This is a genomic window from Pseudomonas sp. Root329 (assembly GCF_001424925.1).
GTDB lineage: Bacteria > Pseudomonadota > Gammaproteobacteria > Pseudomonadales > Pseudomonadaceae > Aquipseudomonas > Aquipseudomonas arabinosi.
Window position 1 is genome coordinate 181,650 of sequence record NZ_LMCV01000002.1, and the last position, 21,574, is coordinate 203,223.

19 protein-coding genes are annotated in these 21,574 nt (G+C 60.3%); 12 read left to right on the plus strand and 7 right to left on the minus strand.

All coding sequences use genetic code 11. From position 1 onward, the window contains the following. The first annotated feature begins 173 nt into the window (after positions 1-173). The 9 genes from ASC74_RS03815 to pcaC all read left to right on the plus strand — a co-directional run bounded on the left by ASC74_RS03815 (position 174) and on the right by pcaC (position 8,478). A complete protein-coding gene (locus ASC74_RS03815; RefSeq protein ID WP_007947285.1) occupies positions 174-1,031 on the plus strand; it encodes a CoA transferase subunit A in 858 nt (285 codons plus the stop codon). Next, complete coding sequence (locus ASC74_RS03820) at positions 1,031-1,810, plus strand: CoA-transferase subunit beta (protein ID WP_056739324.1); 780 nt, start codon at positions 1,031-1,033, stop codon at positions 1,808-1,810. The genes ASC74_RS03815 and ASC74_RS03820 overlap by 1 nt, the downstream gene beginning before the upstream one ends. Further along, complete coding sequence (gene pcaF, locus ASC74_RS03825; protein ID WP_177338830.1) at positions 1,807-3,012, plus strand: 3-oxoadipyl-CoA thiolase; 1,206 nt, start codon at positions 1,807-1,809, stop codon at positions 3,010-3,012. Before ASC74_RS03820 ends, pcaF begins: the two co-directional genes overlap by 4 nt. A gap of 37 nt (positions 3,013-3,049) precedes the next feature. Beyond that, complete coding sequence (gene pcaH, locus ASC74_RS03830; protein ID WP_056739329.1) at positions 3,050-3,754, plus strand: protocatechuate 3,4-dioxygenase subunit beta; 705 nt, start codon at positions 3,050-3,052, stop codon at positions 3,752-3,754. Between the two features lies 1 nt (position 3,755). Further along, a complete protein-coding gene (gene pcaG, locus ASC74_RS03835; RefSeq protein WP_056739331.1) occupies positions 3,756-4,322 on the plus strand; it encodes a protocatechuate 3,4-dioxygenase subunit alpha in 567 nt (188 codons plus the stop codon). A gap of 220 nt (positions 4,323-4,542) precedes the next feature. After that, positions 4,543-5,847: an MFS family transporter gene (locus tag ASC74_RS03840; protein WP_056739333.1), complete on the plus strand. Its 1,305-nt coding sequence runs from the start codon at positions 4,543-4,545 to the stop codon at positions 5,845-5,847. Between the two features lie 45 nt (positions 5,848-5,892). Continuing rightward, a complete protein-coding gene (locus ASC74_RS03845; protein ID WP_056739336.1) occupies positions 5,893-7,257 on the plus strand; it encodes a 3-carboxy-cis,cis-muconate cycloisomerase in 1,365 nt (454 codons plus the stop codon). Between the two features lie 11 nt (positions 7,258-7,268). Then, a complete protein-coding gene (pcaD, locus tag ASC74_RS03850; protein ID WP_056739338.1) occupies positions 7,269-8,075 on the plus strand; it encodes a 3-oxoadipate enol-lactonase in 807 nt (268 codons plus the stop codon). A gap of 10 nt (positions 8,076-8,085) precedes the next feature. Beyond that, positions 8,086-8,478 (plus strand): 4-carboxymuconolactone decarboxylase, encoded by a 393-nt coding sequence (gene pcaC / locus ASC74_RS03855; protein WP_033060940.1) that lies wholly within the window; start codon positions 8,086-8,088, stop codon positions 8,476-8,478. Positions 8,479-8,632: 154 nt separating this feature from the next. Here the strand turns inward: pcaC and ASC74_RS03860 are convergent, their stop codons facing one another. From ASC74_RS03860 to emhA, 4 genes are all read right to left on the minus strand, one after another. Beyond that, positions 8,633-9,892, minus strand: coding sequence for an OprD family porin (locus ASC74_RS03860; protein WP_056739340.1), 1,260 nt, complete (start codon positions 9,890-9,892; stop codon positions 8,633-8,635). A 430-nt stretch (positions 9,893-10,322) separates the two neighbouring features. Continuing rightward, positions 10,323-11,783 carry an efflux RND transporter outer membrane subunit EmhC gene (emhC, locus tag ASC74_RS03865; protein WP_056739342.1) on the minus strand — a complete coding sequence of 487 codons (1,461 nt, stop codon included), beginning with the start codon at positions 11,781-11,783 and terminating at the stop codon, positions 10,323-10,325. Continuing rightward, positions 11,780-14,929 carry an efflux RND transporter permease subunit EmhB gene (emhB, locus tag ASC74_RS03870; protein WP_056739344.1) on the minus strand — a complete coding sequence of 1,050 codons (3,150 nt, stop codon included), beginning with the start codon at positions 14,927-14,929 and terminating at the stop codon, positions 11,780-11,782. Before emhB ends, emhC begins: the two co-directional genes overlap by 4 nt. A 3-nt stretch (positions 14,930-14,932) precedes the next feature. Continuing rightward, positions 14,933-16,090: an efflux RND transporter periplasmic adaptor subunit EmhA gene (emhA, locus tag ASC74_RS03875; RefSeq protein ID WP_056739346.1), complete on the minus strand. Its 1,158-nt coding sequence runs from the start codon at positions 16,088-16,090 to the stop codon at positions 14,933-14,935. A 265-nt stretch (positions 16,091-16,355) separates the two neighbouring features. Between emhA and emhR the strand changes: the two genes are divergently transcribed. Both emhR and ASC74_RS03885 read left to right on the plus strand, forming a co-directional pair. Further along, positions 16,356-16,988, plus strand: a complete 633-nt coding sequence (emhR, locus tag ASC74_RS03880) for an efflux system transcriptional repressor EmhR (protein WP_056739348.1) — start codon at positions 16,356-16,358, stop codon at positions 16,986-16,988. 161 nt (positions 16,989-17,149) lie between these two features. Beyond that, the gene (locus tag ASC74_RS03885; RefSeq protein ID WP_056739349.1) at positions 17,150-18,034 is read left to right on the plus strand and encodes a DMT family transporter; all 885 of its coding nucleotides are present in this window, start codon (positions 17,150-17,152) and stop codon (positions 18,032-18,034) included. A 142-nt stretch (positions 18,035-18,176) separates the two neighbouring features. Here ASC74_RS03885 and ASC74_RS03890 read toward each other — a convergent pair whose 3' ends face one another. From ASC74_RS03890 to ASC74_RS03900, 3 genes are read right to left on the minus strand one after another with little or no spacing between them, the layout of a single operon-like run. Beyond that, entirely contained in the window at positions 18,177-19,226 is a 1,050-nt protein-coding gene (locus tag ASC74_RS03890) for an alkene reductase (protein WP_056739351.1), read from the minus strand. A 21-nt stretch (positions 19,227-19,247) separates the two neighbouring features. Continuing rightward, positions 19,248-20,414 carry an MFS transporter gene (locus ASC74_RS03895; protein ID WP_008152916.1) on the minus strand — a complete coding sequence of 389 codons (1,167 nt, stop codon included), beginning with the start codon at positions 20,412-20,414 and terminating at the stop codon, positions 19,248-19,250. A gap of 2 nt (positions 20,415-20,416) precedes the next feature. Next, positions 20,417-20,737, minus strand: coding sequence for an ArsR/SmtB family transcription factor (locus ASC74_RS03900; protein WP_056739353.1), 321 nt, complete (start codon positions 20,735-20,737; stop codon positions 20,417-20,419). 170 nt (positions 20,738-20,907) lie between these two features. On the opposite strand from ASC74_RS03900, the gene ASC74_RS03905 reads away from it, so the two are divergent. Next, positions 20,908-21,483, plus strand: a complete 576-nt coding sequence (locus ASC74_RS03905) for an acyl carrier protein phosphodiesterase (protein ID WP_056739355.1) — start codon at positions 20,908-20,910, stop codon at positions 21,481-21,483. Positions 21,484-21,574 lie beyond the last annotated feature (91 nt).

Below are 21,574 nucleotides of genomic sequence, written 5' to 3' on the forward strand. Positions count from 1 at the left end.
CACGCTCCGCGTGGCGATCGGTAGTAAGACAACAATCTGTTCGATAAACGAACACTCAGTCGATTATCGGATTGTTTGGCGTTTTTCAGGAGCTTACTCTTCAGTCATTCCGGCGCTGCGCATCGCGCCTTTTTCTTCCACTGTCGGTTCATAACAAAACGGGAGCCTGCCCCATGGCTGAAATCCTTTCGCTGCACGACGCGGTGAAGCAATTCGTTAACGACGGCGATACCGTCGCGCTCGAAGGCTTCACTCACCTGATTCCTACGGCGGCGGGTCACGAAATCATTCGCCAGGGCAAGAAAGACCTGACCCTGGTGCGGATGACGCCTGACCTGATCTACGACCAGTTGATCGGCGCCGGTTGTGCTCGCAAGCTGATTTTCTCCTGGGGCGGCAACCCGGGCGTCGGTTCGCTGCATCGCCTGCGTGACGCCGTTGAGAAGCAGTGGCCCCACGCGCTGGAAATCGAAGAACACAGCCATGCCGACCTGGCAAACGCCTACGTCGCTGGCGCCTCCGGCCTACCATTCGCGGTGCTGCGTGCCTACGCCGGCTCCGACCTGCCGAAGGTCAATCCGCTGATCAAAACCGTCACCTGCCCATTCACCGGTGAAGTGTTGGCGGCCGTGCCTTCGGTGCGCCCGGACATCACCGTGATTCACGCACAGAAAGCCGACCGCAAAGGCAACGTGTTGCTGTGGGGCATTCTCGGCGTACAGAAAGAAGCGGCACTGGCCGCCAAGCGCTGCATCGTTACCGTCGAGGAAATCGTCGACGACCTCAATGCACCGATGAACTCCTGCGTTCTGCCGACCTGGGCCTTGAGCGCGGTCTGCCACGTCCCCGGCGGTGCGCATCCGTCCTACGCTCACGGTTACAACGAACGCGATAACCGTTTCTACCAGGCTTGGGACCCGATTGCCCGCGACCGTGAAACCTTCACCGCGTGGATCAACGAGTACATCCACGGCTGCGCTGACTTCAGCGAGTTCCAGGCCAAACTGGCCGCTGCTTCGGAGGCCAAGTAATGACTTACACCACCAATGAAATGATGACCGTCGCCGCTGCCCGCCGTCTGAAAAACGGTTCGGTGTGTTTCGTCGGCATCGGCCTGCCGTCGAAAGCCGCCAACCTGGCGCGTCTGACTTCCTCGCCGGATGTAGTCCTGATCTACGAATCGGGTCCGATCGGTGCCAAGCCGAGCGTACTGCCGCTGTCGATCGGTGACGGTGAGCTGGCGGAAACCGCCGACACCGTCGTCCCGACCGGTGAGATTTTTCGCTATTGGTTGCAGGGCGGGCGCATCGACGTCGGTTTCCTCGGTGCCGCGCAAGTCGACCGCTTTGGCAATATCAACACCACGGTCGTTGGCGATTACCACGCGCCGAAAGTCCGCCTGCCGGGTGCCGGTGGTGCGCCGGAGATCGCTGGCTCGGCCAAAAGCGTGCTGATCATCCTCAAGCAGTCGGCGCGTTCCTTTGTCGACAAACTCGACTTCATTACCTCGGTCGGCCATGGCGAGGGCGGTGATTCGCGCAAGCGTCTCGGCCTGCCGGGCGCCGGTCCGGTCGGCATCATTACCGACCTGTGCATCATGGAACCGGAAGCCGGCACCCATGAATTCGTGGTCACCGCGCTGCACCCAGGCGTGACCCGCGAGCAAGTCACCGCCGCAACCGGTTGGGCGATTCGCTTCGCAGAAAATGTTGAAAACACTGCGGAGCCGACCGAAGTTGAACTGAAGGCGCTGCGTGATCTGGAAGCCCGCACCGCCGCGGCCCATGGCCAAGCACCCGGAGAAGCCTGATGCGTGACGTTTATATCTGCGATGCGATTCGCACCCCCATCGGCCGTTTCGGCGGCGGTCTGTCGGCGGTTCGCGCCGACGACCTGGCTGCCGTGCCGATCAAGGCATTGATGGAGCGCAACCCGTCGGTGGACTGGAACGCGGTGGACGAGGTGTTCCTCGGTTGCGCCAACCAGGCCGGCGAAGACAACCGCAACGTGGCGCGCATGGCGTTGTTGCTGGCGGGCCTGCCGGAAACCATTCCGGGCGTGACCCTCAATCGCCTCTGCGCCTCGGGTATGGACGCCATCGGCACCGCCTTCCGCGCCATCGCCAGTGGCGAGATGGAGCTGGCAATTGCCGGCGGCGTCGAGTCGATGTCCCGCGCACCGTTCGTGATGGGCAAGGCTGACGCGGCGTTTTCGCGCAACATGAAGCTGGAAGACACCACCATCGGCTGGCGTTTTATCAACCCGTTGATGAAAGCCCAATACGGCGTCGACGCGATGCCGCAGACCGCCGACAACGTGGCTGACGATTACGAAGTTTCCCGCGAGGATCAGGACGCTTTCGCACTGCGCAGTCAGCAGCGGACAGCCGCCGCGCAAGCCGCAGGATTTTTCGCCGAAGAAATCGTTGAAGTGCGCATTGCCCACAAGAAGGGTGAAAGTGTCGTCAGCCAGGATGAGCATCCTCGCGCTGACACCACCCTGGAAACCCTGGCCAAACTCAAACCGGTCAACGGTCCCGACAAAACCGTGACCGCCGGCAATGCTTCCGGGGTGAACGACGGTGCGGCGGCATTGATTCTGGCCTCGGCCGAAGCGGTGAAAAAGCACGGCCTGACGGCTCGCGCCAAAGTACTGGGCATGTCCAGTGCCGGTGTCGCACCGCGTGTAATGGGCATCGGCCCGGTGCCGGCGGTGCGTAAATTGACCGAGCGCCTCGGTCTGGCCGTCAGCGATTTCGATGTGATCGAACTCAACGAAGCGTTCGCCAGCCAAGGCTTGGCGGTGCTGCGGGAACTGGGGCTGGCGGACGACGCAGCCCAGGTCAACCCGAACGGTGGCGCCATTGCCTTGGGCCATCCGTTGGGCATGAGTGGCGCGCGTCTGGTACTGACCGCGCTGCATCAGCTGGAAAAGACTGGCGGCAAGAAAGGTCTGGCGACCATGTGCGTCGGCGTGGGCCAGGGTCTGGCCTTGGCGATCGAACGGGTCTGACGCGCAGCGTTGATGAATAAGAACTGAGGAATGCTTCATGACTGACAAGCCTGGTTACCGCCGCCCGCAAGAGGGCACCCAGCCGGAATACCTGCACCCGGCCTATCAATCCACCAACCGTCGCTCGCCGTCCAAGCCGTTGGTGTTTTTGCCCCATTCGCTGTCGGAAATTACCGGTCCGACCATCGGCGCCGAGCGTCTGCAGGAGAAGGACAACGACCTGACCGCCCAGCACAAGGGCGAGCCATTGGGTGAGCGCATCATCATTCACGGCCGCGTGCTGGATGAAGATGGCTTGCCGGTGCCAGGGATTCTGGTGGAGATCTGGCAGGCCAATGCCGCCGGTCGCTACAACCATGATCGCGACCTGCACGATGCGCCGCTGGACCCGAATTTCACCGGCACCGGCCGCACCGTGACCGACGCCGATGGCTGGTACCAGTTCCAGACCATCAAGCCCGGCGCCTATCCGTGGGGCAACCACCACAACGCGTGGCGCCCGGCGCACATCCATTTCTCACTGTTCGGACCGAGCATTCTGACGCGCCTGGTCACGCAGATGTATTTCCCGGGCGACCCGTTGCTGGCCTACGACCCGATCTACAACTGCGTACCCGATACCAGCGCCAAAGAACGGTTGATCGCCAGTTTCGACCTGGAAAAAACCATCCCTTCCTATGCCCTCGGTTATCGCTGGGACATCGTCTTGCGCGGCCGCGAAGCCACGCCGATGGAGAAATAAGATGACGCTGAACGCGACCACGTCCCACACCGTCGGGCCGTATTACCACATCGGCCTGACCTGGCTGAACCGCGAAGACCTGACCGTCGAACAAACCCTGGGCGAGCGCGTGGCGATCACCGGGCAAGTCATCGATGGCAACGGCGACGTCGTCAACGACGCAATGCTGGAAGTCTGGCAAGCCAACGCCGCCGGCAAGTATGACCACCCCGAAGACGATCAGGACAAACCCCTGGACCCGAACTTCGAAGGGTTTGGCCGGGTTCCGGTGGATGCAGAAGGGCGTTTCCGTTTCACCACGATCAAGCCGGGCACGGTGGAAGGCTTGAAAGGCACGACTCAGGCGCCGCATCTGGTGGTGCTGGTGTTTGCTCGCGGGTTGGTGAAGCACTTGCTGACGCGGATTTACTTTGATGGCGAACCGGCCAACGTGGCGGATCCGCTGCTGGAATGTGTGCCGGCTGAACGTCGCAGCACCTTGCTGGCGAAGAAAAATGCGTCCGGGGTGTACCAGTGGAATGTGATCCTGCAGGGCACCGATGCGGAAACGGTGTTCTTCGACTATTGATGGAGCGCTACAAAACCTGTGGGAGCGGGCTTGCTCCGGGCGGCGTTCCGACGAAAGCGGTGGGTCAGGCAACATTGATATCGACTGACACGACGCCTTCGTCGGAACGCCGCCCGGAGCAAGCCCGCTCCCACAGGGATCTACATCGCTAATGCATCTGTGGAACGGGGCTGTTGCAAAGTGTGTCTAGACTCTCACAGTCCCCATTGAGTAAAAAACAATGACAACTAACACCGCTACTACAGCGCACTACACCGGTGAAGAGCGCAGCAAAAGGATCTTCGCGATTGTCGGCGCCTCATCCGGCAACCTCGTCGAATGGTTCGACTTCTACGTCTACGCCTTCTGCGCGATCTATTTCGCCCCTGCCTTTTTCCCGTCCGATAACCCGACTGTGCAGCTGGTGAATACGGCGGGCGTGTTCGCCGCCGGGTTCCTGATGCGGCCCATCGGCGGCTGGATCTTCGGCCGGCTGGCGGACAAGCACGGGCGCAAGAATTCGATGTTGATCTCGATTCTGATGATGTGCTTCGGTTCGTTGCTCATCGCTTGCCTGCCGACTTACAAGGACATCGGGGTCTGGGCGCCGATCATGCTGCTGTTCGCCCGCTTGCTTCAGGGCCTGTCGGTGGGCGGTGAGTACGGCACCACCGCGACCTACATGAGTGAAGTGGCCCTCAAAGGCCAGCGCGGTTTCTTCGCCTCCTTCCAGTACGTGACGCTGATCGGTGGGCAACTGCTGGCGGTGTCGCTGGTGGTCATCCTGCAACAGTTCCTCACTGAGGATGATTTGCGCGCCTATGGCTGGCGGATCCCGTTTGTCGTCGGTGCGTTGGCGGCGTTGATTTCGCTGTTCCTGCGTCGCTCGCTCAAGGAAACCAGCAGCAAGGAAATGCGTGAGAACAAGGACGCCGGCAGCATCAGTGCGCTGTTTCGCGACCACAAGGCTGCGTTCATCACCGTGCTCGGTTACACCGCCGGTGGCTCGCTGATTTTCTACACCTTCACCACGTACATGCAGAAATACCTGGTGAACACCGCCGGCATGCAGGCCAAGACCGCCAGCTACATCATGACCGGCGCGCTGTTCCTTTATATGTGCATGCAGCCGCTGTTCGGCATGCTCGCGGACAAGATCGGCCGACGTAACTCGATGCTGTGGTTCGGCGCTCTGGGGACGTTGTTCACCGTACCGATCCTGCTGAGTCTGAAAAGCGTCAGCAGTCCGTTCCTGGCCTTCGTGCTGATTACCGTGGCGCTGGCGATCGTCAGTTTTTACACCTCCATCAGCGGCCTGGTAAAAGCCGAAATGTTCCCGCCGGAGGTGCGTGCCTTGGGCGTCGGCCTGGCGTATGCGGTGGCGAATGCAATCTTCGGCGGTTCGGCGGAATACGTGGCCCTGAGCCTCAAAGCCGGGGGCATGGAAAACTCCTTCTACTGGTACGTGACGGTGATGATGGCGGTGGCGTTCCTGTTCAGCCTGCGCTTGCCGAAACAGGCGAAGTATTTGGAAAACGACCTTTGATCTTTACCCGTGGGCCTGACCGGCCCACGCCTCCAGGGACTGTTTATGAACGAGCGACCGGGCAATCAATTGTTCGATGCCTATTTCACTGCCCGCGACATGCGTGAGGTGTTCTGCGATCAGGGTCGGGTTCAAGCGATGCTTGATTTCGAAGCAGCACTGGCCCGGGCCGAGGCGCGAGTCGGGCTGATTCCGCAGACGGCTGTCGCGCCGATTGAAGCGGCCTGTCAGGCCGGGCATTACGACTTTGTCGCCCTCGGTGAGGCGATTGCCACGGCGGGCAATTCGGCGATTCCGTTGGTCAAGGCGCTGGGTAAACAGATCGCGGCCAACCATGCCGAAGCCGAGCGCTATGTGCATCTGGGCGCGACCAGCCAGGACGTGATGGACACCGGACTGGTGTTGCAACTGCGCCGTGCTTTGGAACTGATCGAAATCGATCTGGCGCAACTGGGCGAAACCCTCTCGAGCCAGGCTCAGCGTTATGTTGCCACACCACTGGCCGGGCGCACCTGGCTGCAGCACGCGACGCCCGTCACCCTCGGGATGAAGATCGCCGGTTGGCTGGGCGCTGTCACTCGCAGTCGTCAGCGTCTGCGCGAACTCAAACCGCGGCTGCTGGTGCTGCAATTCGGCGGGGCCTCCGGAACCCTGGCGGCCCTCGGCGAGCAGGCGATGCCGATTGCCCAGGCGCTGGCTGAAGAATTGAAACTGACACTACCGGATCAACCTTGGCACACCCAGCGAGATCGCTTGGTGGAGTTCGGCTCGGTACTGGGATTGATCGCCGGCAGCCTCGGCAAACTGGGTCGTGACATCAGCCTGTTGATGCAGACCGAGGCGGGTGAGGTGTTTGAACCCTCGGCACCGGGCAAGGGCGGTTCTTCGACCATGCCGCACAAACGCAATCCGGTGGGCGCGGCGGTACTGATCGGCGCGGCGACTCGCGTACCCGGTTTGCTCTCGACGCTGTTCAGCGCCATGCCTCAAGAACACGAGCGCAGCCTGGGTCTGTGGCATGCCGAATGGGAAACCCTGCCAGAGATTTGCTGCCTGGTGTCCGGCAGCCTGAAGCAGGCGCGGCTGGTGGCGGATGGACTGGAAGTGGACGCCGAGCGCATGGCCCGCAACCTCGATTTGACCCAAGGCCTGGTGCTCGCCGAAGCGGTGAGCATCGTCCTCGCCCAACGGGTCGGCCGCGACACTGCGCACCATTTGCTGGAGCAATGCTGCAAGCGCGCGGTGACTGAACAACGTCATTTGCGAGCGGTGCTCGGCGACGAACCGCAAGTGACTGCCGAACTCTCGTCTGCTGAACTCGATCATCTGCTGGACCCCGCCCATTACCTCGGTCAGGCCCATACCTGGGTCGAACGAGCGGTGGCTGAACATTCTGCGTTGACTGCCTGAAGGAGATTGCTGTGGCTTTCGTACAACTCGCCGAGGGCGAACTGCACTACCAAATTCAAGGGCCGCAACTCGATGGCCCGGCGGATGCGCCGGTGCTGGTGTTGTCCAACTCGCTGGGCACCGACCTGAACATGTGGGACGCACAGATTGCGGCGTTCACCGAGCATTTCCGCGTGCTGCGTTTCGACACCCGTGGCCATGGAAAATCGCTGGTCACGCCGGGGCCGTACAGCATCGAGCAACTGGGCCATGACGTGCTGGCGCTGCTGGATGCGTTGCACATCGAGCGCGCGCATTTTTGCGGCCTGTCCATGGGCGGCTTGATCGGCCAGTGGCTGGGGATCAACGCTGGTGATCGCCTGAACAAACTGGTGGTGTGCAACACCGCGGCGAAAATCGGTGATCCGTCGGTATGGAACCCGCGTATTGAAACCGTGCTGCGTGACGGTCCGGCCGCCATGGTCGCCTTGCGTGATGCGTCGATTGCGCGCTGGTTCACCGCGGATTTTGCCGAAGCCAATCCTGCTGCCGCGAAGAAGATTACTGACATGCTCGCGGCCACCTCGCCTGAAGGGTATGCCGCGAACTGTGCCGCCGTGCGCGATGCCGATTTCCGCGATCAGCTGTCCTCGATCAAGGTGCCGCTGCTGGTCATCGCCGGCACCGAAGACGCGGTCACGCCGCCGTCTGGCGGGCACTTCATTCAGGAACATGTGCAGGGCGCCGAGTACGCCGAGTTCTATGCTGCGCACCTGTCCAACGTCCAGGCCGGCGCTGCATTCAGCGAGCGCGTGTTGGCGTTTTTGTCAGGTCATTGAGGGCTTTTTTGTGGACGAGAAACAACGTTACGACGAAGGCCTGAAAGTCCGCCGTGCAGTACTCGGTGACGCTCACGTCGACCGCAGCCTGAACGCGCTGACCGAGTTCAACTCGGAGTTTCAGGAGATGATCACCCGCCATGCCTGGGGCGACATCTGGACCCGTCCGGGGCTGCCGCGCCATACCCGCAGCTTGATCACCATGGCCATGCTGATCGGCATGAACCGCAACGAAGAACTCAAACTGCACCTGCGCGCCGCCGCCAACAACGGCGTGACCCGCGGCGAGATCAAGGAAGTGATCATGCAGAGCGCGATCTACTGCGGCATTCCGGCAGCGAATGCGACGTTCCATCTCGCTGAGTCGGTGTGGGATGAGTTGGGGGTTGAATCGCGGGAGTGATCCTGGCGTTTTTAGGTGTCTGAGCTGACGCCATCGCGAGCAGGCTCACTCCCACAGTTATCCGGTGTGAACACAGAATTTGCGTTCACCAAAGATCCCTTGTAGGAGCGAGCGGTGCGGCGATCCGACTTGCCCGCGAAGACGTCCCTGAGCCTTACAACAAACTGATCGGATAGCTGACGATCAACCGGTTCTCATCGAACTCGTTGTTGCTGAAGTCACGACGAATAGTCGAATTGCGCCATTTGAGGTTGAGGTCCTTGAGCGCGCCGCTCTGCACGGTGTAGCCCAGTTCGCTTTCGCGGCCCCATTCCTTGCCGTCGGTGATGGTGCCGGTGTGGACGTTGTCGCCGCTGATGTAGCGGTTCATCAGGGTCAGGCCGGGAATGCCGAGGGCGACGAAGTTGTAGTCATGACGTACCTGCCAGGATTTTTCTTTCGCATTGTCATAACTGGCGTTGTAACTGTCGTTGGCCAGGGTGCCGCCGCTGGTGCCGTTGACCCGCATCCAGGCGTTGTCGCCGGTGAGTTTTTGCAGGCCGACGTAGAAGGTGTTGCCGCCGTATTTGGCCGAGAACAGGCCCGACCACGTCTTGTTGTCCAGCTCGCCGGCCCGGGCGCTGCCGTCATCCTTGCCGTAGAAGAAACCGAGGTTGGCGCCCAGGGTCCAGTCGCCGATGGGCTGGCTGTGGATCAGGTTCACGTACTGCTGGCTGTAAATGTCCTTGAGTTCGGCGTTCCACACACCGATCTGGGTGCGCTTCTCGTTGAAGGCGTATTCACCGCCCTGGAAGTTGAAACGGTCGGAGGTGAACGCTGGTTTTCCGGTCATCGACATGTCGTTCATGCTGCTGTCGTCGCGCGGGCTGTTGGCGCGGAACTGGCCGCCGTAGAGCGTCAGGCCGTTGATTTCCTTCGAGGTGATCTGACCACCACGGAACGTTTGCGGCAGGGAACGACCGTCGTCCGAACGCAGGATCGGCAGTACCGGCATCCATTCGCCCACCTTCACTTCGGTCTGCGACAGCTTGGCCTTGAACGCCACGTTGGTGCGACCGAAGTTGTCCGCCGGGCGACCGTCGTGGTCCAGCGGCAGCAACTGCGTACCGCCCGTGCCTTTACCGCCATCGAGCTTCACCGAGTACAGCCCCAGCACATCCATGCCGAACCCCACGGTGCCCTGAGTGAACCCGGACTTGGCGTCGAGGATGAAGCTTTGTGTCCATTCTTCTGCCTTGCCCTGAGCTTTGGTCGGGTTGGTGAAGTTGCGATTGATGTAGAAGTTGCGCAGGTTCAGGTTGACCTTGGCACCTTCGACAAAGCCTGACTCCTCGGCCATGGCGGGCAGAGCCGTACTGGCCATTGCAACGGCGATGAGGCTGGGGAACCAGTGTTGAGTATTGGAAGGTGTCATGTGCTCGGGTCTCTCTAGTTTTTAGGCGTGAAACGGGGCGCTGCCGCAACTTGGGGGGGTGCAGACCAAAATTTGAATTCGGGATAAAAACGAACGGGATCAGCCGGACAGGGCAGGGCGCGGGGGCATGGTGTCGAACCTGTTGTTATTGGTCTTGTGCGACGAATGGTGCGGGGAATGGACCGGATGGTTCAATCGGTGAAAGCGGGTTTTGGGCGATTATCGAACATAAGATTGGCAAGGGTTTGTGTTGTTTGGGCCGGCCCCTTCGCGAGCAAGCCCGCTCCCACACTCGACCGCATTCTTTCTGGAAGAACCCGGTTAAATGTGGGAGCGGGCTTGCTCGCGAAGAGGCCAGTGAGGCCAACACAACTTTCCTGTGGTTAACAAAAAACCCACCAGTCGGTGGGCTTCTTGTTTTACAGCGCTATCAGAACAACTTCATCTTCGGCGCTTCTTCTTTCAACGGCTCGTTCTTCGCCGTCTGCTCGTTCCAGCCACCGCCCAGTGCCTTGTACAGATTGACGGCACTGACCAGTTGCGCCAGACGGTCGGTGATCAGTACCTGCTCAGCACTGAACAGCTGGCGCTGGGCATCGAGGAAGGTCAGGTTGCTGTCGACACCAATGCGATAACGACGCTCGGCCAGACGGTAGTAGTCCTGGTTCGCGGTGACGAAATCATGCTGGGCCTGCAACTGATCGGTGTAGGTCTGGCGGGCGGCCAGGCCGTCGGCGACTTCCTGGAAGGCCGTTTGAATGGACTTCTCGTAGTTCGCCACGCCGATGTCTTTCTGGATTTTTGAATAGTCCAGGCTGGCGCGCAGGCTGCCGGCGTTGAAGATCGGCAGGTTGATCTGCGGCTGGAACAGCCATGTGCCCGAACCACCCTTGAACAGACCGGACAGGTCCGGGCTCAGGGTCCCGGCGTTGGCCGTCAGACTGATGCTCGGGAAGAACGCAGCCCGTGCCGCGCCGATGTTGGCGTTGGCGGCTTTCAGGTTGTATTCGGCCTGGAGGATGTCCGGACGACGTTGCAGCAAGTCCGATGGCAGACCGGCCGGCACTTCGCTCAGCAGGTCGTCAGCCAATGGCTTGGCCGCTTGCAGATTGGCCGGGACGCCAGTGCCGAGCAGCAACACCAGGCTGTTTTCATCCTGGGCGACTTGACGGGTGTACTTGGCCATTTGCGCGCGGGCGTTTTCCACCGAGGTACGCGACTGGGCCAGGTCCAACGCTGAGGCGACACCCACTTCGTTGCTGCGGGCGGTGAGCTTGTAGCTCTCCTCGAACGCACCGAGGGTGTCCTGGGTCAGTTTCAGCAGTTCCTTGTCGGCCTGCCAGGTCAGGTAGGCGTTGGCCACACTGGCCACCAGGCTGATCTGGGTGGTGCGTCGTGCTTCTTCAGTGGCGAAGTACTTCTGCAGCGCTTCTTCGCTCAGGCTGCGAACCCGACCGAACAGGTCGAGTTCATAGGCGCTGATGCCGACCGTGGCCGAGTAGGAACTGGTGATGTCCGCTTGGCCTGTCTGCGAGGCCCGAGCCGGGACCCGCTGGCGGCTGCCGGTGCCGTTGGCCGACACGGCCGGGAACAGATCGGCACGCTGGATGCGGTATTGAGCCGCAAAGGCGTCGATGTTCAACGCCGCGACACGCAGGTCACGGTTGTTTTCCAGGGCGACCTGGATCAGTTGTTGCAGCGCCGGGTCATGGAAAAACTGCTTCCAGCCCTGTTCGGCGGCAGCCTGGGCAGGCGCCTGGGCCGACGAATACGCCGGACCTTGCGGGTACTGGCCCGCCACCGGAGCTTCAGGCTGCTGATAATCGGGAATCAGCGAGCAGCCACCGAGCACGAAGGCGGCAACAGCCAGGGAAAGTAGCGACTTGCTCATAAGCCAGCCTCTTTAGAAGGTTCTAGAGCGTCGTCCTGGTCAGCGATTTTGCGCTGCCCCATGGCCGACACGGTGACGAAAAACAGTGGGACCCAGAAGATCGCCAGGATCGTGGCCGTGAGCATACCGCCAATCACCCCGGTACCGATCGCATGCTGGCTACCCGAACCTGCACCCGTGGAAATAGCCAGTGGTACCACACCGAGGACGAAAGCGAGCGACGTCATGATGATCGGTCGTAAACGCATCCGGCAGGCTTCGACTGCGGCATCGCGCAGGCTACGCCCTTGTTCATGCAGTTCTTTGGCAAATTCGACAATCAAAATGGCGTTTTTCGCCGCCAGACCAATGGTCGTCAACAGGCCCACCTGGAAGTAAACGTCGTTGGAGAGTCCCCGCAGACTGGTTGCCAACAATGCACCGATGATCCCCAAAGGCACCACCAACATCACCGCGATCGGAATCGACCAGCTTTCGTACAGCGCTGCCAGGCACAGGAACACCATCAGCAGCGACAACGCGTACAGCGCGGGAGCCTGAGAGCCGGACAGCCGTTCTTCGTACGACAGGCCGGTCCAGGAAATACCGACACCGGCCGGTAGTTTCTTGGCCAGGGCTTCGACTTCCGCCATGGCTTCACCGGTGGAGTAGCCCGGAGCCGGGGCACCGAGGATTTCCATCGCTTCTACGCCGTTGTAACGCGAGAGCTTCGGTGCACCGTAGATCCACTCACCCTTGGCGAAGGCCGAGAAAGGCACCATGGTTCCCTTGGCGTTGCGTACATACCACTTCTTGATGTCTTCCGGGCTCATACGCGCACCCGGTTGGCCTTGCACGTACACTTTCTTCACTCGACCACGGTCGATGAAGTCGTTGACGTAGCTACTGCCCAAGGCGATCGACAGGGTGCTGTTGATGTCGGTGAGGGTGATGCCCAGAGCACTAGCCTTTTCGTCATCAATTTCCAGCTGGTACTGCGGCTCGTCGTTCAGGCCGTTCGGACGCACCTGGTAGAGCACCTTGCTCTGCGCGGCCATGCCGAGGAACTGGTTTCGCGCTTCCATCAGCTTGTCGTGACCGATACCGGCACGGTCTTGCAGGAAGACGTCGAAACCGGTGGCGTTACCCAGTTCCAGTACCGCCGGCGGGGCGAAGGCAAACACCATTGCATCGCGGAAGGTGAAGAAGTGCTGCTGGGCGCGGGCAGCGAGTTTGAACACGCTGTTTTCCGCATCCCGCTGATCCCACGGCTTGAGCATGATGAACGCCAGGCCCGAGCTTTGGCCGCGACCGGCGAAGTTGAAGCCGTTGACGGTAAAGACCGAGGCCACGGCGCTCGATTCCTTATCCAGCAGGTAGGAGCGCATCTCATCGATCACCACTTGCGTACGCTGGGCGCTGGAGCCGGCCGGAGTCTGCACCTGAGCAAACAGTACACCCTGATCTTCTTCGGGCAGGAACGCCGTTGGAATGCGGGTGAACAGCCAGATCATGCCGACCAGGATGACGAGGTAGGCCAGCAAGTACGGGGCCTTGTTCGCGAGCATGTTGCCCACGCCACGTTCGTAGCTTTTGACGCCACGGTCGAAATTGCGGTTGAACCAGCCGAAGAAGCCGCGTTTCGGCGTGCCGTGCTCGCCTTTCGGAATCGCCTTGAGCATGGTCGCGCAGAGCGCCGGGGTGAAGATCAGCGCGACCAGTACCGACAGGGCCATGGCCGAGACGATGGTGATCGAGAACTGCTTGTAGATCACACCGGTGGAACCGCTGAAGAACGCCATCGGCAGCAGTACCGCCGACAGCACCAGGGCAATACCGACCAGTGCACCCTGGATCTGCCCCATGGATTTCTTGGTAGCCTCCTTGGGTGACAGGCCTTCTTCGCTCATGACCCGTTCGACGTTTTCCACCACGACGATGGCGTCGTCCACCAGCAAGCCGATGGCCAGCACCATACCGAACATGGTCAGGGTGTTGATGCTGAAACCGAATGCCGCGAGGATCCCGAAGGTCCCCAGCAGTACCACGGGCACGGTCATCGTGGTGATGACGGTGGCGCGGAAGTTTTGCAGGAACAGGAACATCACCAGGAACACCAGCACGATGGCTTCGACCAGGGTTTCAACCACACCCTTGATCGACTCGGTCACCACCGGCGTGGTGTCGTACGGGAACACCACTTCCATCCCTTGCGGGAAGAATGGCTTGAGGGTTTCGATGGTCTTGCGCAGGGCTTTCGCGGTGTCGAGGGCGTTGGCACCGTTGGCCAGTTTCACCGCCAGACCGGAAGCCGGTGCGCCGTTGAACTGCGCGTTGATGCTGTAGTTTTCACCACCCAGACCGACATCGGCGACATCGGACAGGCGCACTTGCGAACCGTCCTTGTTGACCTTGAGCAGGATCTTGTTGAACTGCTCGGCGGTCTGCAGACGGGTCTTGCCGATGATGGTGGCGTTCAACTGCTGGCCGGGTGCAGCAGGCAAGCCGCCCAACTGGCCGGAAGACACCTGGATGTTCTGCGCCGCGATGGCTGCTTTGACGTCCACTGGCGTCAGGTTGAAGTTGTTCAGCTTGGCCGGGTCGAGCCAGACACGCATCGCATACTGGGAGCCGAAGACCTGGAAGTCACCGACACCGGCGGTCCGGGAGATCGGGTCCTGCATGTTCGACACGATGTAGTTGGACAGGTCGTCCTTGGTCATGCTGCCGTCGCGCGATACCACGCCGATCACCAACAGGAAGTTCTTCACTGCCTTGGTCACGCGGATACCCTGTTGCTGCACTTCTTGCGGCAGCAGCGGGGTGGCCAGGTTCAGTTTGTTCTGGACCTGAACCTGCGCGGTATCGGAGTTGGTGCCCTGCTCGAAGGTCGCGGTAATGGTCATGCTGCCGTCGGAGTTACTTTCCGACGAGACATAACGCAGGTTATCGATACCGTTGAGCTGTTGCTCGATCACCTGCACCACGGTGTCCTGCACGGTTTGTGCGGATGCGCCCGGGTAGGTCACCTGGATCGCAATGGCCGGAGGCGCAATGCTCGGGTATTGGTTGATCGGGAGTTTGAGGATCGATAGTGCCCCGACCAGCATGATGACCAGGGCAATTACCCAGGCAAAAATCGGACGGTCGATAAAAAATCTGGACATGGTTTACTCCCCTTTGCCGCTGGAAGCCTTGTCAGCTACTTTTGCGGGGGCCGGGTTCTTTGCGCCAACGTTAGTCGCTTCACTGGCCTTTACTTCGACGCCAGGTTTAACGAATTGCAGCCCTTCGGTGATCAGTCGATCGCCGGCCTTCAGACCGTCTTCGATCAGCCACTGGCTACCGACAGTGCGGCTGGCCTTGAGCTGACGCAGTTCGACCTTGTTGTCCGGACCGACGACCAGCGCGGTCGGGGTGCCTTTGAGATCACGGGTCACGCCTTGTTGCGGGGCGAGGATCGCTGCACTGTTCACACCGGCCTGCAATTGGGCGTGTACAAACATGCCTGGCAGCAGGGTGTGGTCAGGGTTGGGGAATACCGCACGCAAGGTCACGGAACCGGTGGTCTGGTCCACCGAGACTTCCGAGAACTCGAGTTTGCCTTCCTGTTTGTACTCGCTGCCGTCTTCGAGGGTCAGCTTGACCTTGGCCGCGTTGTCGCCGGATTTTTGCAGACGGCCGCTTTCCAGTTCGCGGCGCAGTTCCAGCAGCTCAACCGAAGACTGGGTCACATCGACGTAGATTGGGTCCAGTTGCTGAATCACCGCCATCGCGTCGACCTGGCCGCTGGTGACCAGCGCGCCTTCAGTTACGGTCGAGCGGCCAATGCGGCCGGAGAGTGGCGCGTAAACCTTGGTGTAACGCACATTGATCTGGGCGCTTTGCAGGGCGGCTTCCGATTGCAACCGGTTGGCCAGGGCTGTGTCGTATTCCTGACGGCTCACGGCCTGTTCGTTGACCAACTGCTTGTAGCGGTCGGAGATCGATTTGGTCTGTTGCAGGTTGGCTTCGGCACTTTTCAGGGTGGCTTCATAAACGGCTGGATCGATCTGATACAGCTGCTGGCCGGCCTTGACGTCGCCGCCTTCCTTGAACAGGCGCTTGAGAATGATGCCGTTGACCTGAGGGCGAACTTCGGCGATGCGGTACGCGCTGGTACGGCCCGGAAGCTCGGAGGTCAGGGTGAAGGCTTGAGGTTGCAGAGTAACGACGCCGACCTGAGGGGGTGGTGCGGCAGGTGCCGCCTCTTCCTTTTTGCATCCGCTGAGCAGCGATGCCAAGGCGAGGGCGGTGACCAGAGCGGTAACAGCTGGCTTGAATTGCATGAAAATCCTCGGGTCAGGCGCGCTAATTGCGCACTAGAAATGTGGAAAGGTAAAAAATGTGCGCTGAGTGGATAAGTAGCTTGCTAAGGAATATACTTACGTTCATGGTTGTTTGTAAATACCTTGGCCGCGTATCCACACCATTACAAAAGCCGTTCAAGGGTTCGAATTGTAGGCCGGGGAAGACGCCCAAGAGCGCTCGCCCCACTTTTATTCAGCGGATGTTCAGGCATCGCTGAAGCATCCTGATTGAGGTTGTACTGCCATGGTCCGTCGCACCAAAGAGGAAGCTCAAGAAACCCGCAGCCAGATACTGGAAGCGGCAGAAAAAGCCTTTTACGAAAGGGGCGTGGCGCGCACGACACTGGCGGATATCGCTACCCTGGCCGGGGTCACGCGCGGCGCTATCTACTGGCATTTCAGCAACAAGGCGGATTTGGTGCAGGCCATGCTTGATACCCTGCAAGAGCCGCTGGATGAAATGGCCAAGGCCAGTGAAAGTGAAGATGAACTCGATCCCCTCGGCTGTATGCGCAAGCTGCTGATTCATTTGTTTCATCAAGTTGCCCTGGACCCGAAAACCCGACGCATCAATGAGATTCTGTTTCATAAGTGCGAATTCACCGATGAAATGTGCGACCTGCGCCAGCAGCGCCGAGAGGTCAGCCTTGATTGCAATGTGCGAATCGCCCTGGCGCTGAGCAATGCGGTCAATCGGGGGCAGTTACCGGAAAACCTCGATACGGCCCGCGCGGCCATCAGCATTCATGCTTATATCGATGGCATCCTGTATCAGTGGCTGTTGGCGCCCGACAGCTTTGAACTGCACATCGACGCCGAGCGTTGGGTCGATACAGGGTTGGACATGCTGCGCTTCAGCCCCAGCCTGCGCAAATGAAACAAAGTGTGTAATTGGATCAGTTTGTGTCAAGACTTGAAGCGGGGAATATCCCTGCGTCGCTCGCCTTTCTGTAATGGGGTGCTTTTATATACGTACGTTCGCCGGGTTGATAGGTAGCGAGCTACGTATTTTGTAGGGATTTTGTGTCGAGTGTGTGAATGAGTGTGAACGACCCGGGCTACAAGGGCGTCGAGCAGCCGATCAAGGGCATAGCGCTGATCTGTCTGGCGGTTTTGTTGTTCGCCAGCCACGACACGTTGTCCAAGTACCTGTCCGGCTTCTACCCGATCGTGATGGTGGTTTGGGCGCGCTACGTGGTGCACACCTTGTTGATGCTGGTGATTTTCGTGCCGCGCAGTGGTTTTTTGGCGGTGGTGCGCACCAAGCGTCCCGGACTGCAGTTATTACGCGCCCTGTGTTTGATCGGCACCAGCTTGTTTTTCACCACCGGTCTGCGTTACATCCCCTTGGCTGAGGCCACGGCCGTCACCTTTCTTGCACCGTTATTAGTAACCGCATTGTCTGTACCGTTGCTGCATGAGCGGGTAACACGCAATCAGTGGCTGGCGGTACTGGGTGGATTTGTCGGCGTGTTGATCGTCGTGCGGCCCGGCGGCGCTCTGTTCACCCCGGCGATCTTGTTGCCACTGTGCTCGGCCTTGTGTTTTGGCTTCTATCAATTGCTCACCCGCCTGCTCAGCGGTATCGACAGCCCGACCACCAGCAACTTTCTGACCGGCATTCTCAACAGCCTGATCATGAGTGCGCTGTTGCCGTTCTTCTGGAGTACGCCGACGTTGCTGCACGGCCTGTTCATGATTGGCCTGGGCACTTGCGGCATGCTCGGCCACATGTTGCTGACCCAGGCCTTCCGCCATGCGGCACCGGCGATGCTGGCCCCCTTCAGTTACGGACAGATCCTGTTTGCCGGGATGTACGGGTATTTGATCTTTGACCATACCCCGGACAGCTTCGGCGTGATCGGGATTGCGGTGATTTGCCTCAGCGGTCTTGCGGTGGCCTGGGGACAGCGCAAGCGCTGACAAGATCGCAGCCTTCGATAGCGCCTGCATTATTCGAAAGGCGTACACCCTGTAGCTGCCGAAAGCAGCGATCCTTTGATCTTCCATACGCAAAAGCCCCGGCTCTTTCGAGTCGGGGCTTTTGTGTTTCAAGGGGGGACGCTTACAACACTGGGTAGTCGATGTAGCCGACCGGGCCCTTGGCGTAGAACAGTTCAGGACGCGCCTCGTTCAGCGGCGCATCGGCCTTCAACCGTGCCGGCAAGTCAGGGTTGGCAATGAATGGCACGCCGAAGGCCACCGCATCAGCCCTGCCGCTGGCGAGCCAGGCGTTGGCGCTGTCTTTGGTGAAGCGTTCGTTGACGATGTATGGGCCGCCGAATGCTTCTTTCAATTGTGGACCCAGGCTGTCGCCATCTTCTTTCTCGCGGGAGCAGATGAAGGCGATGCCACGTTTGCCCAGTTCGCGAGCGACGTAAGTGAAGGTCTCGGACAGGTTGTCGTCGCCCATGTCATGGAGATCGGCACGGGGCGACAGGTGCATACCAACGCGGCCAGCGCCCCAGATTTCGATCGCGGCATCGGTCACTTCCAGCAACAGGCGCGCACGATTTTCCACGGAACCGCCGTAGTTGTCGGTGCGCTGGTTGGTGCTGCTTTGCAGGAACTGGTCGAGCAGGTAACCGTTGGCGCCGTGGATTTCCACTCCGTCGAAACCGGCCGCCTTGGCGTTCTCGGCACCGACGCGGTAGGCGTCGACGATGTCGGCGATTTCAGCGGTTTCCAGGGCGCGTGGGGTTGGGAAGTCGGCCAGTGGGCGAACCAGGCTGACATGGCCTTTTGGCTGAATGGCGCTCGGTGCGACCGGCGCTTCACCGCCCAGGTACGACCCGTGGGAAATACGACCGACGTGCCACAGTTGCAGGAAAATCTTGCCGCCCGCGCCGTGGATCGCCTTGGTGACGTTAGCCCAGCCACGCACCTGATCGTTGGACCAGATACCCGGAGTGTCCGGGTAGCCGACGCCCATCGGCGTGACCGACGTGGCCTCGCTGAGGATCAGGCCGGCCGAGGCGCGTTGTACGTAGTACTCGGCCATCAGCGCGTTTGGCACGCGGCCTTCGTCGGCGCGGCAACGGGTCAGCGGCGCCATGATAATGCGGTTGGCCAACTCAAGGTCGCCCAGTTTGATCGGATCGAAAATAGTCGTCATGAAATAGCTCTCTTGTAGAGATCAGTTGGTAGCAGGGGCCAGTTCGGGATTGCCGCTCTGACGGAAGGTAATCAGGGTCACCAGCAGGGCGAGTACCGCCAGTGCTGCTGCCGCGAGAGGAACGCTGGTCAAGCCGAAACCGTGGGCGATGACGCTGCCACCGACCCAGGCACCCAGTGCGTTGCCGATGTTGAAAGCGCCGATGTTCAGGGTCGACACCAGGTTCGGTGCGGCCTTGCCGTAGGTCACCACGTTCACTTGCAGGGCGGGCACGGCGGCAAAGCACGCGGTGGCCCAGAGGAACAGGGTGATTTCGGTCGGGATCAGCGCGACGCTGGTCCAGGTCAGTACGGTCGAGATCACGGCCATCGAGATGAAGACGCCTATTAGCGTCGCGGCCATGCCTTTGTCAGCCAGCTTGCCGCCGATGATGTTGCCGACTGTCAGGCCCAGGCCGATGAGCATCAGGGTCCAGGTCACGCCTTTGGGCGAGACCCCGGTGACATCGCCGAGCAGCGGGGCGACGTAGGTGAACAGGGTGAATACGGAAGCTGCGAACAACGCGGTCATGCTCAGGGACAGCCAGATCCCGGCGCCTTTGAGGGCACGCAGTTCGGCGCGCATGTCGAGTTTCTCTTCATCACGCTTGGCCGGGAGGAAGCGGATCAGGCCGATTAGCGCAATCACACCAATCACGGTCACCGCCCAGAAGGTCGAACGCCAGCCGGCTTCCTGACCGAGCGCGGTGCCCAGCGGAACGCCGAGCACGTTGGCCAGGGTCAGACCGGTGAACATCAGAGCCACCGCCGAAGCGCGCTTGTTAGCCGGCACCAGCCCCGCTGCCACCACCGAACCAATGCCGAAGAACGCACCGTGGCAGAGGGCGGTCACGACACGGGCAAACATCAGCACGTTGTAGTCGGTCGCCATTGCACAGAGCAGGTTGCCGACGATGAAAATCCCCATCAACGCTACCAGCGCGGCCTTGCGCGGCAATCGAGAGGTGGCCAGTGCCATGAACGGCGCACCGATGGCCACGCCCAGGGCGTAACCGGTCACCAGCCAGCCGGCGCCGGGGATCGACACACCGAGGTCGGCCGCCACATCGGGCAGCAAGCCCATGATGACGAATTCGGTGGTGCCGATGGCGAAGGCGCTCAAGGCCAGAATGAGTAGCGAGAGGGGCATTGTTAATTCCTTGCCGGAGCGCTGAGCTCCTTGACGATGGCATCGAGGAACGCCTGAATCACGTCCTCGTTGCGTTTGAAGAAGTGCCATTGACCGGCTTTCTGGCTACTGATCAGTCCCGCACGTTGCAAGTTCGCCAAATGGGCGGACACGGTCGACTGCGACAGGCCGCAGCGTTGATCGATCTGTCCGGCGCAAATGCCGTACTCGTGGTTGTGGATCTGTTCCGGGAACTGGGCTTTGGGATCTTTCAGCCAGATGAGGATGTCTCGGCGTACTGGGTGTGCCAGGGCTTTTATTATTTCGTCGAGGTCGATGGTCATGGTTTGGGCTCGTGATGAGTAAAACGCTATATCGCGATGAGGCGAACTTTAAATCGGTACTTCGCGATATACCAATATGATTTTGGTCTGACGACCGAGTAATTCGGTATATCGAGTTATAACGATATGTTGAGTGTAACGATACAAAGGCGCAGTGCTAAGCTGCGCGCATGAACTATCTCGCACATCTGCACCTCGGTGGCCAGCGCCCCGGTCAATTGCTCGGCAGTCTGTATGGCGATTTCGTCAAAGGGCGGCTGCAAGGGCAGTTCGATCCGGAGATCGAAGCGGCCATCCAGCTGCATCGCAGCATCGATGTCTTTACCGACCGCCATCCGCTGGTGGACGTTTCGTTGTCACGGTTTTCCCTAACCCGCAGGCGTTACGCCGGGATCGTGCTCGACGTGTTTTTCGACCATTGCCTGGCCCGGGACTGGACGCTGTACGCCGATCAGCCACTGGAGCAATTCACTTCGGGCGTGTACCGGGTGCTGTCCGCCGAGGCGCAATTGCCGGAACGTCTGGCGCAGATCGCGCCGCACATGGTGGCCAATGACTGGTTGGGTTCTTATCGGGAATTCGCGGTGCTTGAGCAAGTGCTGCGGGGGATTTCACGGCGGCTGACACGACCGGAGGAGCTGGCCGCAGCGATGCAGGAATTGCGGGTGTTGTATGAACCGTTGAGCGATGACTTTCGGTTGTTTTATCCCGAGTTGCAGGCATTCGCTGCGACACCGCGAATTTAATGTGGGAGCGGGCTTGCTCGCGAAGGCTGCTTCACATTCAACACATGTGCTGACTGTCAAACCGCTTTCGCGAGCAAGTCGGATCGCCGCA

Excerpts from the sequence above, each read along its gene's own strand:
- ASC74_RS03815 (WP_007947285.1), top strand. The coding sequence starts at position 174 with ATGGCTGAAATCCTTTCGCTGCACGACGCGGTGAAGCAATTCGTTAAC.
- ASC74_RS03820 (WP_056739324.1), top strand. The coding sequence starts at position 1,031 with ATGACTTACACCACCAATGAAATGATGACCGTCGCCGCTGCCCGCCGT.
- pcaH (WP_056739329.1), top strand. The coding sequence starts at position 3,050 with ATGACTGACAAGCCTGGTTACCGCCGCCCGCAAGAGGGCACCCAGCCG.
- pcaG (WP_056739331.1), top strand. The coding sequence starts at position 3,756 with ATGACGCTGAACGCGACCACGTCCCACACCGTCGGGCCGTATTACCAC.
- ASC74_RS03840 (WP_056739333.1), top strand. The coding sequence starts at position 4,543 with ATGACAACTAACACCGCTACTACAGCGCACTACACCGGTGAAGAGCGC.
- ASC74_RS03845 (WP_056739336.1), top strand. The coding sequence starts at position 5,893 with ATGAACGAGCGACCGGGCAATCAATTGTTCGATGCCTATTTCACTGCC.
- ASC74_RS03860 (WP_056739340.1), bottom strand. The coding sequence starts at position 9,892 with ATGACACCTTCCAATACTCAACACTGGTTCCCCAGCCTCATCGCCGTT.
- emhC (WP_056739342.1), bottom strand. The coding sequence starts at position 11,783 with ATGAGCAAGTCGCTACTTTCCCTGGCTGTTGCCGCCTTCGTGCTCGGT.
- emhB (WP_056739344.1), bottom strand. The coding sequence starts at position 14,929 with ATGTCCAGATTTTTTATCGACCGTCCGATTTTTGCCTGGGTAATTGCC.
- emhA (WP_056739346.1), bottom strand. The coding sequence starts at position 16,090 with ATGCAATTCAAGCCAGCTGTTACCGCTCTGGTCACCGCCCTCGCCTTG.
- emhR (WP_056739348.1), top strand. The coding sequence starts at position 16,356 with ATGGTCCGTCGCACCAAAGAGGAAGCTCAAGAAACCCGCAGCCAGATA.
- ASC74_RS03885 (WP_056739349.1), top strand. The coding sequence starts at position 17,150 with ATGAGTGTGAACGACCCGGGCTACAAGGGCGTCGAGCAGCCGATCAAG.
- ASC74_RS03890 (WP_056739351.1), bottom strand. The coding sequence starts at position 19,226 with ATGACGACTATTTTCGATCCGATCAAACTGGGCGACCTTGAGTTGGCC.
- ASC74_RS03895 (WP_008152916.1), bottom strand. The coding sequence starts at position 20,414 with ATGCCCCTCTCGCTACTCATTCTGGCCTTGAGCGCCTTCGCCATCGGC.
- ASC74_RS03900 (WP_056739353.1), bottom strand. The coding sequence starts at position 20,737 with ATGACCATCGACCTCGACGAAATAATAAAAGCCCTGGCACACCCAGTA.
- ASC74_RS03905 (WP_056739355.1), top strand. The coding sequence starts at position 20,908 with ATGAACTATCTCGCACATCTGCACCTCGGTGGCCAGCGCCCCGGTCAA.